At 64.0% G+C, this 12,898-nt stretch carries 10 protein-coding genes and 1 tRNA gene; 7 read left to right on the top strand and 4 right to left on the bottom strand.

The genetic code is table 11. From position 1 onward, the window contains the following. Positions 1 to 212 precede the first annotated feature (212 nt). Both GGD63_RS13325 and cpdR read right to left on the bottom strand, forming a co-directional pair. Positions 213 to 287: transfer RNA gene (locus GGD63_RS13325), tRNA-Val, on the bottom strand. Positions 288 to 359: 72 nt separating this feature from the next. Beyond that, positions 360 to 719, bottom strand: coding sequence for a cell cycle two-component system response regulator CpdR (gene cpdR, locus GGD63_RS13320; protein ID WP_007597092.1), 360 nt, complete (start codon positions 717 to 719; stop codon positions 360 to 362). Between the two features lie 352 nt (positions 720 to 1,071). Here cpdR and GGD63_RS13315 point away from each other — a divergent pair, with 352 nt between their 5' ends. From GGD63_RS13315 to GGD63_RS13300, 4 genes are all read left to right on the top strand, one after another. After that, positions 1,072 to 1,962: an N-formylglutamate amidohydrolase gene (locus GGD63_RS13315; protein ID WP_183242591.1), complete on the top strand. Its 891-nt coding sequence runs from the start codon at positions 1,072 to 1,074 to the stop codon at positions 1,960 to 1,962. A 528-nt stretch (positions 1,963 to 2,490) separates the two neighbouring features. Next, positions 2,491 to 3,273: a histidinol-phosphatase gene (gene hisN / locus GGD63_RS13310; RefSeq protein ID WP_183242589.1), complete on the top strand. Its 783-nt coding sequence runs from the start codon at positions 2,491 to 2,493 to the stop codon at positions 3,271 to 3,273. A gap of 21 nt (positions 3,274 to 3,294) precedes the next feature. Next, entirely contained in the window at positions 3,295 to 4,284 is a 990-nt protein-coding gene (locus tag GGD63_RS13305; RefSeq protein ID WP_183242587.1) for a tripartite tricarboxylate transporter substrate binding protein, read from the top strand. 136 nt (positions 4,285 to 4,420) lie between these two features. Further along, on the top strand, positions 4,421 to 4,657 hold the full coding sequence (locus tag GGD63_RS13300; RefSeq protein WP_183242585.1) for a DUF3551 domain-containing protein: 237 nt from the start codon (positions 4,421 to 4,423) through the stop codon (positions 4,655 to 4,657). 565 nt (positions 4,658 to 5,222) lie between these two features. On the opposite strand, the gene GGD63_RS13295 is transcribed toward GGD63_RS13300, so the two are convergent. Further along, positions 5,223 to 6,113 (bottom strand): LysR substrate-binding domain-containing protein, encoded by an 891-nt coding sequence (locus GGD63_RS13295; protein ID WP_183242583.1) that lies wholly within the window; start codon positions 6,111 to 6,113, stop codon positions 5,223 to 5,225. A gap of 152 nt (positions 6,114 to 6,265) precedes the next feature. Here GGD63_RS13295 and GGD63_RS13290 point away from each other — a divergent pair, with 152 nt between their 5' ends. Next, the gene (locus GGD63_RS13290; protein ID WP_183242581.1) at positions 6,266 to 7,018 is read left to right on the top strand and encodes a sulfite exporter TauE/SafE family protein; all 753 of its coding nucleotides are present in this window, start codon (positions 6,266 to 6,268) and stop codon (positions 7,016 to 7,018) included. Positions 7,019 to 7,171: 153 nt separating this feature from the next. On the opposite strand, the gene GGD63_RS13285 is transcribed toward GGD63_RS13290, so the two are convergent. Beyond that, positions 7,172 to 7,804, bottom strand: a complete 633-nt coding sequence (locus tag GGD63_RS13285; RefSeq protein ID WP_183242579.1) for a LysE family translocator — start codon at positions 7,802 to 7,804, stop codon at positions 7,172 to 7,174. Between the two features lie 222 nt (positions 7,805 to 8,026). Here GGD63_RS13285 and GGD63_RS13280 point away from each other — a divergent pair, with 222 nt between their 5' ends. Both GGD63_RS13280 and GGD63_RS13275 read left to right on the top strand, forming a co-directional pair. Then, a complete protein-coding gene (locus GGD63_RS13280) occupies positions 8,027 to 9,823 on the top strand; it encodes an adenylate/guanylate cyclase domain-containing protein (RefSeq protein ID WP_183242577.1) in 1,797 nt (598 codons plus the stop codon). 172 nt (positions 9,824 to 9,995) lie between these two features. Next, on the top strand, positions 9,996 to 12,803 hold the full coding sequence (locus tag GGD63_RS13275) for a di-heme-cytochrome C peroxidase (protein ID WP_183242575.1): 2,808 nt from the start codon (positions 9,996 to 9,998) through the stop codon (positions 12,801 to 12,803). Positions 12,804 to 12,898: the final 95 nt, after the last annotated feature.

The following is a 12,898-nucleotide window of genomic DNA, read 5'->3' as shown; positions in this document are numbered from 1 at the left end:
CGCAGCCTTCTGCGTTACCTTCGGAGTAACGTGGGGGAAGCGAGGCTATGCTTCGGCATCCCTCTCCAGAGAACTGGAAACCGAGCGCCCGCATTTGGGCAGCCAGCCTGATCTGGACGGGGCAGCCCGCACCGAAATGGGCCCTCGTGGAAATTTCGTGGAAACCACCCCTTCAGGCCGCAGGCGCGGGGCGCCTAAGTCGTTGAAGAAGATGGTGGGCACGACAGGGATCGAACCTGTGACCCCTACCATGTCAAGGTAGTGCTCTCCCGCTGAGCTACGTGCCCTAGAGGTCATTTCATCGGTGGGGTCCCTATAACGGCTCAGGGGACCCGGCGCAAGGACGGAACGGGGCCGATTTAGGCCGCCAGCATCTTGTTCACTTCGCTGACCAATTCGCGCAAGTGAACGGGCTTGGACAGCACCTTGGCGTTCTTGGGGGCGTCCGAATCCGAGTTCAGGGCGACCGCGGCGAAGCCGGTGATGAACATGATCTTGATGTCGGGGTCGAGTTCCGAGGCCCGGCGGGCAAGCTCGATGCCGTCCATCTCCGGCATCACGATGTCGGTCAGCAGCATCTCGAACGGCTCTTCCCGCAGCCGCTGATAGGCAGCCATGCCGTTGTCATGGGACGAGACCTGAAAACCGGCGTTTTCCAGCGCCTTGACCAGGAAACGGCGCATGTCGTTGTCGTCTTCGGCGAGCAGGATCTTTGGCATGGCAGGAAACGTCGAATCCCCAGAGGATATCAGCAGAGGTCAGTTAGCCCGACAGAGGGTAAATTTGGGGTGAAAATCTTTACCCTCGGCAGCACGCGCTGCCGGCTCCTTGTGAACCCGAACGGGCTCCGAATCAATCGAGCCGGACGAACCGGTCCCCGCCCCGATGCCCGCAGGGTTAAGACATGTTCCAGCGTCCATCACATCTTTTCGCTTGGCAGAATGGTTGCGATTCCGGACAATGACGACACATAAGAGCCGCTCGACCGGCCGAATCATTCGATCCGGGGCCATGCCGGATCGTGCGGCGCCAAAGGGGGCGAAGCCTCAGTATGGGACGAAGCCTGAGAAGATGACCCGGTTTGACGGCGAGCTGTCGCCAGCCTTCGAGATCGTGGAGCCCGCCGAATGGCGCGCGCCTGTCATCTTCAACTCGCCCCATTCCGGCTCGACCTATCCGGACGAATTTCTCGCCGCATCCAGGATCGACCTGCCGACGCTGCGGCGCTCGGAAGACTCGTTCATGGACGAGCTGATCGGCCATTTGAGCGCGCGCGGCTTTCCGACCGTGCGGGTCAACTTTCCGCGCTCCTATGTCGACGTGAACCGCGAGCCCTATGAGCTCGACCCCCGCATGTTCAGCGGGCGCCTGCCGAGCTTTGCCAACACCCGCTCGATGCGGGTCGCCGGCGGCCTCGGCACCATTCCGCGCGTGGTCGGGGACGGCCAGGAGATCTATCGCGAGCGCATCCTGGTCGACGATGCGCTGGGGCGGATCGAGACGCTCTACAAGCCCTATCATCGCGCACTGCGCCGGCTCATCAACAAGGTGCACCAGATGTTCGGCACCGTGGTGCTGGTCGATTGCCATTCGATGCCCTCGGTCGGCGTGAGCAGGGACGAGCCGCGCCGGCCCGACGTCGTGATCGGCGACCGCTACGGCACCAGCTGCACGCCGCTTCTGCCCGACAGGGTCGAGGAGACCATGGGCGGGCTCGGCTATTCGATCGGCCGCAACAAGCCCTACGCCGGCGGCTTCATCACCGAGCATTACGGCAACCCCGCAAGCGGCCTGCACGCGGTGCAGCTCGAGCTCAACCGCGCGATCTACATGGACGAGCGGCGGCGCGAGCGCAGCCCGCGCTTTGCGCAAGTCGCCTCCGACTTCGGGGTGCTCGCCGACATGCTGGCCACCACGATCCCATTCGGAGATCTCGGCCCGTTCCAGGCCGCGGCGGAATAGACGACAGCTTTTTCTTCGCGCGCTCCCGGCGCGCGCATCGGGCGCGAGCGCGCTTGCGCTTTGCACCGTTGTGCGCCTTGAAATGAAAACAGAGGCCCACAGAAAAAGGGCCGCTTCTGATGAAGAAGCGGCCCAAGTCTAGGGAGGAAACGCCCAAGGAGGGCAGCGGTAACGCAGAGCGCTACCGCACCGCAACAATATGCGGCCGCGCCGCACAAAGTGCAAGGGCTTTTGAGCGGATTCCCATGCAATACGCACATGGCTCAATTGCTTTAAGAGAAACCTGGATTCAGTTCCTTTGATAAGGAAATTCAATGGGTTGATAGTCATTTGCATACGAACAAGGCATGTTCGGAACTAAGTTTTCAACTCAGTGATCGATATTTGGCCAGCATATGACTGACCTGGGGCAGCCACCTCCGGCATCCAAAATACCAGGGTGCAAATCAAGACAGCGCTGCACGCGGGAGGCGATTTGAGCTAGGCAGGAGCGAGCTTCACACTGACTTTCGCTTTGAGGAACTCACCGTGACGGTGATCGACTTCTCCGCTTTCATCGGACGGCTCGCCACCGCCTCCGGCGAAACCATCCTGCCGTTCTTCCGCACCTCGCTGTCGATCGACGACAAGAGCAAGACCAAGGATTTCGACCCCGTGACGGAGGCCGATCGCGCCGCCGAGGCGGTGATGCGGCGGCTGATCAAGGCGAGCTTCCCCCAGCACGGCATCGTCGGCGAGGAATTCGGCAACGAGCGCGAGGACGCCGACTATGTCTGGGTGCTCGACCCCATCGACGGCACCAAATCCTTCATCGGCGGCTTCCCGATCTGGGGCACGCTGATCGCGCTGCTGCACAAGGGCACGCCGGTGTACGGCATGATGCACCAGCCCTTCATCGGCGAGCGCTTTTCCGGCGACAGCGGCTCGGCCAATTACAAGGGCCCCTCCGGCGAGCGCCGGCTCCAGGTCCGCCGCTGCGCCTCGCTTGCGGAGGCGACGACCTACACCACCTCGCCACTGCTGATGAATGAGCGCGACCGCGCCATCTTCGGCCGCATCGAGCAAGGCGCGCGGCTGTCGCGCTATGGCGGCGACTGCTACTCTTATTGCATGCTGGCGGCAGGCCATGTCGACCTTGTGGTCGAGACCGAGCTGAAGCCTTACGACATCGCGGCGCTGATCCCGATCGTGACCGGCGCTGGCGGCGTCGTCACCACCTGGGAAGGCAAGCCGGCGCAGGGCGGCGGCCGCATTATTGCCGCGGGCGACGCAAGAGTTCACGAAGAAGCCTTGAGGCTGCTCAACCAATAACAACGCGAGCGGAGGGCTTGCATGACCGTCTCACGCAGGCTGCTCGTTGAATTGTTCTTTGGATCGTTTTTGGGATTGTTCCTGCTGCTGCCGTCATTGGCGTCGGCGCAGAATTTTCCCGCAAAGCCGATCAAGCTGATCGTCCCCTTCCCGGCCGGCGGGCCCAACGACATCATTGCGCGGGTGATCGGCCAGCGCATGTCGGAACTATCGGGGCAGCCGGTGCTGATCGACAATCGCGGCGGCCAGGGCGGCGTGCTCGGCACCGATGCGGTCTCAAAGGCCCCGCCTGACGGCTACACCATCGCGATCTCCTCGGCCGGCGCGCTCGCGATCAGCCCAAGCATGGAGCGGGTCGCCTACGATGCCCAGATCGACCTCACGCCGGTGACGCTGGTTGCGACCGTGCCGGAAATGCTGGTGGTCGCCACCAATGTGCCCGCCAAGGACATCGGCGAGCTGATCGCGCTGGCCAAAGCGCAGCCGGGAAAGCTCAACTTCGCCTCCTCCGGACCCGGCAGCCTGCCGCACCTCGCCGGCGAATTGTTCAAGCTGACGGCCAAGATCGACATCGTGCACGTGCCCTATCGCGGCGCCGCGCCTGCTGTGAACGATCTCCTCGGCCAGCAGGTGCAGATGACCTTCCTCGATCTTCCCGTGCTGCTGCCGCAGGTCAAGGCCGGCGCGTTGAAGCCGATCGCGGTCGGTTCAGTCGAGCGCGCCCCGACCGCGCCCGAGGTGCCGACCACGGCGGAAGCGGGCTTTGCCGATCTGCGCATCGAGAACTGGTACGGCATGGTTGCACCGAAGGGCACGCCGAAGGAGATCGTCACGGCGCTGCATGCACTGGCGACCAACGCCATGGCGGATCCGGCGGTGAAGGAGAAGCTTAGCCAGCAAGGCGCGACGCTGGTCGGCGACGAGCCGGAGCATTTTCGTCAGTTCATCGCCGACGAGACGAAGAAGTGGGCGAAGGTGATCAAGGACGCGGGGGTGGAGACGGCGAAGTAAAGCAGTCCAAGATCAAAAGGTCGGCCGTTCACACGCCATCAGCGTTCGACCTCGCCGAACGCTCATATGGCAAGCGTGCGGGCATTTTGGAACGCCGCTTCGAAGCAGGCGTTCAATGTCGAGATTGGAGAGTCGGATGAAACATCATTTGCTCATAGCTGCCGCCGCCGTTGCGATCGTGACGAGCTTCGGCTCCTCGACAGCCGCCCTGGCCCAGGACCGCTATTGCCTTCAGGGCCGCATTTGGGGCTATCCCGGCAACTGCCAGTTCGCGAGCTATGGCCAGTGCATGGCGAGCGCGTCGGGGACGAATGCCTATTGCGGCATCAATCCTCGTTATGCCTATGCACGCCGTTACAGAGGATACCGGTGATCAGGCCGGCTCCTCGAAGCTGTGCCTGAGCTAGCTGCCCCCTGCACTGAGCCGCGCCTTGGGCCCCAAGGCTATCGCATATGAAAAAGCGTGGCGGATAGCTCGCCCGCAGCCGATCCTTCGAGACGCCCGCCGATGGCGGGCCCTCAGGATGAGGGCGGAGTGCGCGGCGGCAATTTCAACGGGGCAAATGCTGCTTAGCCTCATCCTGAGGAGACCGCCGAGCGGTCGTCTCGAAGGACGAGGCGCTTGCTCTGGTCGTCACCAAGGAGCCATCTGCGATAGCCCTGCCTTGGGCCCGGAGCAATCCCTCACGGCTGTCGTGTTCTCCGGCGGTCTCGGCCTAAAGCGCGATGGGATCAGGATGAATCGCCATCGCGCTTTAGGTTATTGTTTGAGCATGATCTTTTCGGAAAAACCGCGGCACACTTTTCCGGATCATGCTCTAGGTGTGGTCTCTCAGGACATTGTCCATCGATCGCAAGGGCACTTCGAGACGACTTTTTCATCGGCCCTCTTGCCTCCTCCGCAAAAAAAGGGAGGGAGCAGAGCTCGCGGCGGCATCTCACACCGCCTCTGCCCTGAGATGCTCCACCAGCATCTTCGCCGGCCGCGGCAGCGTCTTGAAGCTGCGGGCGCAAATCACGAGACGACGATTGGCCCAGGTATCGCGCAGGCGGACCATGGCGAGCGGCATCAGCCTGGCGCAGCGGCGGGCGGCGGATATCGGCACCAGCGCGATGCCAACGTCGGCGGCGACCATCTGGCAGATCGCGTCGAAGTCGCGCAGGCGCGCGCGGTAATGCGGGCGCATGCCGAGCCGGGCGGCGTGCTTCGAAATGTGCATCTGGAGCGCGGTGGCGCTGGTCAGCCCGACGAAGTCGCAGGAACCCGCCTCCTGAAAATCGATCTGGCGGCGGCCGGCGAACGGGCCGCGCCGCGACGTCACCAATGTCAGGTGATCCTCGCTGAACACGAAGCGCTCGATATGGTCGGGCAGCGCGTGCTCGGCGGCGAAGCCGAGATCCGCTGCCCCCGCGGTGATCGCGGCCGCGATGTCGGTGCTCTCGCGCTCCTCGATGTCGACGGCGATATCGCGATGCTCGTGCAGGAATCCGGCCAGTGCCTTCGGCAGGTGCTCCGACAGGCCAGAGGTGTTGACGAGGAAATGCACGCTGGCGCGCACGCCGCTGGCAAAGCCGGCGAGATCGCCGCGCATGGCGTCGATCTGGTGGATCACGAGCCTGGCATGATCGAGCAGACTCTCGCCGGCCGCGGTCAACTCGACGCCACGGCGCCCGCGCTTGAGCAGCGCAACGCCGAGCGCGTCCTCGAAGCCCTTGATGCGCGCGCTGGCCGAGGCCAGCGCCAGGTTCGAGCGCTCGGCGCCGCGGGTGATGCTGCGCTGGTCGGCGACCGCGATGAAGAGCTGGAGATCGACGAGGTCGAAACGCATGGCAGGTCTCTCCAACCTTGTTGATAGAGCACGATCTTTCGGAAAACCGCTCCACACTTTTCCGGATCGTGCTCTAGCCTTCGTAACTGGCGAAGGCTGACTCCGTAACCTCCAGATTGTGCCTGATCGCTGCATCGGTCAATGTGCCTGACATGATCGACCCGCTTCTCATCATCATTGCCGCCGTGTTCCTGATGGCCGGATTCGTCAAGGGCGTGATCGGACTCGGACTTCCGACCGTGTCCATGGGCCTGCTCGCGGTGAACATGGCACCGAGCCGCGCCATCGCCATCGTGATCGTGCCGGCCATCGTCACCAATATCTGGCAGACCTTCGTCGGCCCTCATTTGCGCGACATCCTGCGGCGGCTGTGGCCGCTGATGATCGGCACCGTGATCGGCTGCTGGCTCAATGCCGGCGCACTGAGCGGCCCCCATGCGCGTTACGGCACCATCGTGCTCGGCGCCCTGCTCGTCATTTACGCGGTGATCGGCCTGAACAAATTCCAGTTCCGCGTCGCGCCTGAGAACGAAAAGTGGGTCGGCGCCGTGGTCGGCATCGTCACCGGCGTGATCTCGGCCTCGACAGGCGTGCAGGTGATCCCCTCGATGCCGTTCATGCAGGCGATCGGCATGGAGAAGGACGAACTGGTGCAGGCGCTCGGCGTGTTCTTCACCACCGCGACGCTGGCGCTCGCCTTCAACCTCACCGCCGGCGGATTGCTGACGCCCGCCAATGCCGTGCCGGGCGCGGTAGGCCTTGCCATGGCCTTTGCCGGCATGTTCATCGGCCAATTGGTGCGGGCGCGGATGCCGGCGGAAGCATTTCGCCGCTGGTTCCTGATCGCGATGATCCTGCTCGGCCTCTATCTGGCCGGCAGCGCGCTTGCGAAGGAGTTCGCCTGAGAGAAGACCGTAGTAGGGTGGGTTAGCGCAGCGTAACCCACCACTGTTCGTATCCGCAGAGACAGAAGAGGTGGGTTACGCCTTGCGACTGCGCTTCGCGCAGCCGCGAGGCTAACCCACCCTACGCAGCCTCATGTCATTCGTTCGAATGAGCTACCGCGTCTCCAGCATGGCGACGCGGACGCCGAGATAGATGAAGAGGCCGCCGAGCGCGCGGTTGATCCAGGCGATCGCGCCCTCGGACTGCCGCAGCCGGTTGGCGGCCCTGGCCGCGAACGCGGCGAGCACCAGGCACCACAGCGTCCCCGTAGAGATGAAAATCAGGCCGAGCATCAGGAAGGCGAGCGGTTTATGCGGCGCATCGGCTGCGACGAATTGCGGCAGGAAGGCCAGGAAGAACAGCGCGACCTTGGGATTGAGCGCATTGGTGAAGACGCCCTGGAGGAAGACCCGGCGCAGCGAGCTGCGCTCGCCCTGGTCCCGGACCGCCGTCAGTACGGGGCGTGACCACAGCATCTGTAGGCCGGTGACGACCAGATAGGCCGCCCCGACCAGCTTCAGGACCGAGAAGGCGGTCGACGAGGCCATCAGCAGGGCCGAAAGCCCGATCGCCGCGCCCGCGACATGGAAAAAACAACCGCAACTGATGCCGAAAGCGGCGGCGGCCCCGCCCCGCCAGCCCATCTGCATGCTGCGGCCGATCACATAGACCGAATCCGGCCCCGGCGTGATGTTGAGCAGCACGCCCGACAGGATGAACAGCCAGATTTCGTGAATGCCCAGCATTTGAGATCCCCCGCCAGCCCCCACGGCCCTCCGGGGCGGGCTTAGTCGGTTCGCATCCCCCCGTCCACCGCCGGGATTGCGTAGGATTTACGTCGAATTTGCAATGCGGATCATACTATCCCTCGGCCGCATCTGCTTTATAAAGGAAGGGTTCTTGAAATGCGGGATTCGAGGCGACTGCCACGCCGTGGCCGGTCCCCCCTCCCTTGGAGCTCCGAGGATATGGAAAGACGTCTGGCTGCCATCGTCTGCGCCGATGTCGCCGGCTATTCGCGTATGATGGGTAGCGACGAAGCCGGCACCCATGCCGCCTTCAAGGCCCATCGCGCCGCGATTCACCCCATCATCCTCAATCACGGCGGCCGCGTCGTGAAGAACACCGGCGACGGCTTCCTGCTGGAGTTCGCATCGATCGTCGGCGCCGCCGAGGCGGCGATCGCGATGCAGACGCTGATGGCGGAGCGCAACCACCATCTGCCGGCCGATCGCGCCATGCAGTTCCGGCTCGGCATCCATATGGGCGACGTCATCGCCGACGAGGACGAGGTCTTCGGTGACGATGTCAACATCGCCGTCCGCCTCGAATCCGTGGCGAGCCCCGGCGGCTTCGCCATCTCGGCCAAGGCCTATCGGGAAGCGAGCAAGCATCTCACCGTGCCGCTGACCGATGCCGGCAACCACCGCTTCAAGAACATCAAGGACGCGATCGGGGTCTTTACCTGGACGCCCGAGGGAGCGCCGGCGCTCGCGCCCGAACTCCGGGAGGCAACCGCCCTCTCGCAGCAGTATCGCACGGCGATCGTCGGCGTGCTGCCCTTCGCCAATCTCAGCGACGCCCAGGACGAATATTTCTCCGACGGCCTCACCGAGGATCTGATCCACGCGCTGTCGCTGCAATCCTTCTATCGCGTGCTGAGCCGCAACTCGACCTTCGCCTTCAAGGGCAAGAATTTGAGCACGCGCCTGATCGCGCGCGAGATCGACGCCACCTATCTGATCCAGGGATCGGTGCGGCGCGCCGGCGCCAAGATCCGCGTCACGGCCGAGCTTATTGCGCCGGAGACCGGCGAGCAGCTCTGGACCGGGCGTTACGACCGCGACATCGGCGACCTGTTCGCGATGCAGGACGAGATCACCACCAATCTGTCCGCCGCCATCGCCACCGAGATCGTCCGAGCGGAAGCCTCGGCGCCGGCGCGGCTCTCGACCGATGTCACCGCCTGGGACCGCTTCCTCAAGGGACTGTCCCATTACTACCGGCAGACCAAGGAAGATCTGGCCGTCGCCGTTGACCTGTTCCGCGAGGCCATCCAGCTCGATCCCAAGCTGTCGATCGCGCATGCCTATCTCGCCACGATCCAGATCCAGAGCATCCAGTTCGGCTGGGTCAAGGGCACGCGGGAGATGTGGGCCGAGGCGATGCATCTCGCCGAGACCAGCGTCCGACTCGACCCGCGGTCCTCCTTCGCGTTCTCGATCCTGTCCTGGGCTCACGGCATGGAAGGCCATTACGAGGCCGCGATGGACGCCGCCAAGCGTGCGGTCGCCCTCAACCCCTACGACAACGGCGCGCGCGGCGTGCTCGGCATCTGCCATTTCATCATCGGCGAGCACCGCGAGGCGATCGAGCTATTCTCGATGGCCTCGCAGCGCGACAACAGCGACCCGCGCTACCAATGGGCCGCGCTGAACGCCTTCAGCCATTATCTCCTACGACAATATGACGCGACCCTGTCGTGGGCCCGCGAGCAGCTCTACATCAACCCGAACCACATGCAGGCGCTGGCGATCCGCGCCGCGGCGCTGGCGCAACTGGGGCGAAGCGACGAGGCGAGCGAAGCCGCCCGCGTGCTGATGGCAAACTATCCAGCGCTGAACGTCGACAGGCACCTGCGCAATTTCCACTGGAAGCGGCCCGAGGACATCGCCCATTACCGCGAGGGGCTGCTGAAGGCGGGCGTGCCGCTCGGAAAGCTGACGCTGGTTCAGAGCGGCGTCAAACGGGCCGCCGAGTCCTGAACGGCAGCCCCTTCGCGGCAAGCTGCCCGCGCCCGCCGTTGTTGACAGGACAGTGAAATCAGCCACACTTCATCACACGCTGAAGTAGTATATCTGCTGTCGGTTTGTTAGGACTTTCCGCGCTTGATGGCGCGTCCTTTTTTTGCGATTCGCTGTTTTCAGGATTTGGGCCATGCATGACCGCGCTTCGAAGCCGCCCTTCGACCCCTCGATCCAGGTCTCGCCGAACAATCCCTGTCCATTCCTGCGCGGCCTCGTCGGCGAAGGTTTTGTCGATGGCGGGACCGTGCCGCTCCGGACGCTGTCACAGACCATCGCGAACGCAAGCGGCGAGACGGGGCTGAAGAAGACCTCGGCCCGCATCCAGGTCCGCGGCGTCGCGCTGATCGCCAACGGCGCCTGTCACATCCTGCAAAGCATCTTCTGGGGCGCGCAGCTCAATAGGCTGCGCGGCGGCCCGCTCGACAAGCTCGGTGCCGGCTCGCGCATCCTCGGCGTCGACGGGCGCGTCAACGAGGACGAGATCGCGCGGCTCGCCAGTTTCGGCGACACCTATGCCGATCCCGAAGGCGGCAGCGAGGTCGGGCTCAACGCCTCGCAAATCCAGACCTTCATGGACGACAACCTCAAGCGCGCGGGCAAGCAATCGCGCTGGTACTACCCGATCCTGATGAAGTTCGAATGGCCGATCCTGCTCAAGATCATGGGCAAGGGTCAGGGTGACGACCGCTATCTCAGCGTGGCCGAGGTGAGGACATTGTTCGACGAGCGCAAATTCCCTGACAGGATCACCCACCGGGTCGTGAGCCAGCCGGTCACTCCGCCCTCGCTGATCTTGCGCGCTGCCGGCGGGCTCGTCACCGCGCTGCTCGTCTTCGGCGTCGTGGCGCTGCGCTTTCCCGATCAATTCCAGCCGATGCTGCCCGGCATCCTCGGGGACCTGGTGGCGCCGCCATTACCCGCGCAAGTCGAACCCCGGGCCGCGTACTGGCTCGAGCAGAACTGGGCGCTGGAGGACCGGCACTGGTTTCATCACGCCAGCCAGGGCACCGCGACCTTCCCGGTGCCCTATAGCTGGTTCATGGCGCTCGAGCAGCCGCGGCTCCATTTCTTCGCAAAGCCCGGGATGCTGCATGACAGCGACCATCTGCAGCGCTTTGGCTTCATCCCGAGCCCGCAGACGATCAACACCGACGACGCCACGCTGCGCCGGTTCGGCTATGCCAACGTCTACGACAAGACGAAGCCGGTGCCGGCGCGACTCTGGAATCCGCCGGTCAACTGGGGTGCCCAGACTGAGAACGTCGATGGCCTGCCCGTCGGCTTTGCGCGCATGACCGGCGTACCCGATCCCGCGACCGGCCAGGTCGGCGAGGACCGGATCGGCCTGACCTGCGCCGCCTGCCACACCGGCCAGATCCACTACAAGGGCATCGACATCCGTTTCGACGGCGGCCCGGCGATGACGGACCTCAGGAAGCTCGAGGTCACGACCGGTCTGTCGATCGCCTACACGCTCTACGTGCCGGGTCGCTTCACGCGTTTCGCCGACCGCGTGCTCGGCCCTTCCGCCAGCGATGCGGACCGCGATGCGCTGAAGCAGAAGCTGAGTGCGATCGGCACGTTCCTGGTCGACTGGGAGAAGACCTACGCGAAGACCATCAACGGCAAGACGAGGTTCAACGAGAAGACGAAGCGGGAGGAGCCGCAGCAGGACACCGAGGAAGGTTATGGCCGCCTCGATGCGCTCAACCGCATCGGCAACCAGGTCTTCTCCCAGGACATGACGCTCAGCGGCCTCAGCGGCTTCGAGAAGAATCTGCATGCCAAGGACGCGCCGGTCAGCTTCCCGCCGATCTGGACCGTGCCCTGGCTCAAATACGCGCAATACGACGCGTCCATCGAACAGCCGCTGATCCGCAACGCCGGCGAAGCGCTGGGCGTGACCGCGCTGCTCAACCTGTCCGACAATACGCCCAAGGACAGGCTGTTCCGCTCGTCGATGGACGTCAAGAATCTGAACTGGATCGAGGATCTGCTGAAGGGGTCGGCGCCCTATCCGAAAAAGCAGCTCTCCGGACTGACATCGCCGAAATGGCCGTCGGACATCTTCGGCGACGCCGCCTGGAAGATCGATGACGAGCGCGTCAAACGCGGCCGCAAGCTGTATGCGGAGATCTGCGTCGAATGCCATCTCGGTCCGGTCAACGATTCCAAGTTCGACACCGAATTTCCGCAACAGAGCATCTGGTCCTCGTCACGGTGGGAAACCATCGGCGATGACAAATTCCTGAACGAAGTCCAGAAGAGCGCCAAAGGCATGGGCACCGATCCCGCTCAGGCCAGCGTGCTGGCGACGCGCACGGTTCAGGTGCCGGGCTTTCTCAAGCTCGATCCCACGCAGAACCTCAATGCCTGGTGGAATTGCAATCTGCCGGATGTTTCTTCGACCGACATGCCATATTCGCTCGGCCTGATGGTGCTCGTCGACATCGTCGCCCGCAAGGCGATGGACGATGCCAAGATCGACCCGAAGGTTCAGCAGGCCTGGTGGGGCAAGCGCAAGAACTGCCCGAATCCCGGTCCGCAGCCGGCCGAGAAGAACGAGCCGGGTCCCTGGTATCGCGCGCGGCCGCTCAATGGCGTCTGGGCCACCGCGCCTTACCTGCACAACGGATCGGTGCCCTCGCTCTACTGGATGCTGAGCCCCGCGGCCGAGCGCCCGAAATCGTTCTGCATGGGGGGCGGCCGCGACTACGATCCGAAGCAGGTCGGCTTCGCGGTCGCCGACGGCGAGAGCTGCAAGACCGGGCAGTCGCGCTTCTCGACGCGCGCGTCTGATGGCACCGACATGTACGGCAACAGCAATGCCGGCCACTCGTTCGACGGCACGCCGGGCCCCGGCAAGGACGGCACCATCGGCCGCGTGCTCAAGGAGCAGGAGCGCTACGACCTGATCGAGTATCTGAAGACGCTGTAGCGATTTTCTTACCTCGCCCCGCTTGCGGGGAGAGGTCGGATCGCTCTTGCGATCCGGGTGAGGGGGTACAGGTCTCCCGGAAATCTCATCTGCGG

This window comes from Bradyrhizobium sp. cir1 (assembly GCF_014198245.1).
GTDB lineage: Bacteria > Pseudomonadota > Alphaproteobacteria > Rhizobiales > Xanthobacteraceae > Bradyrhizobium.
This window is presented reverse-complemented; position numbering and strand designations above follow the sequence as displayed.

What these genes read in the sequence shown, in the direction of transcription:
- GGD63_RS13280 (WP_183242577.1), top strand. Translation starts at nt 8,027, where the DNA reads ATGGAAAGACGTCTGGCTGCCATCGTCTGCGCCGATGTCGCCGGCTAT.
- GGD63_RS13300 (WP_183242585.1), top strand. Translation starts at nt 4,421, where the DNA reads ATGAAACATCATTTGCTCATAGCTGCCGCCGCCGTTGCGATCGTGACG.
- GGD63_RS13315 (WP_183242591.1), top strand. Translation starts at nt 1,072, where the DNA reads ATGACCCGGTTTGACGGCGAGCTGTCGCCAGCCTTCGAGATCGTGGAG.
- GGD63_RS13275 (WP_183242575.1), top strand. Translation starts at nt 9,996, where the DNA reads ATGCATGACCGCGCTTCGAAGCCGCCCTTCGACCCCTCGATCCAGGTC.
- cpdR (WP_007597092.1), bottom strand. Translation starts at nt 719, where the DNA reads ATGCCAAAGATCCTGCTCGCCGAAGACGACAACGACATGCGCCGTTTC.
- GGD63_RS13285 (WP_183242579.1), bottom strand. Translation starts at nt 7,804, where the DNA reads ATGCTGGGCATTCACGAAATCTGGCTGTTCATCCTGTCGGGCGTGCTG.
- GGD63_RS13305 (WP_183242587.1), top strand. Translation starts at nt 3,295, where the DNA reads ATGACCGTCTCACGCAGGCTGCTCGTTGAATTGTTCTTTGGATCGTTT.
- GGD63_RS13290 (WP_183242581.1), top strand. Translation starts at nt 6,266, where the DNA reads ATGATCGACCCGCTTCTCATCATCATTGCCGCCGTGTTCCTGATGGCC.
- GGD63_RS13295 (WP_183242583.1), bottom strand. Translation starts at nt 6,113, where the DNA reads ATGCGTTTCGACCTCGTCGATCTCCAGCTCTTCATCGCGGTCGCCGAC.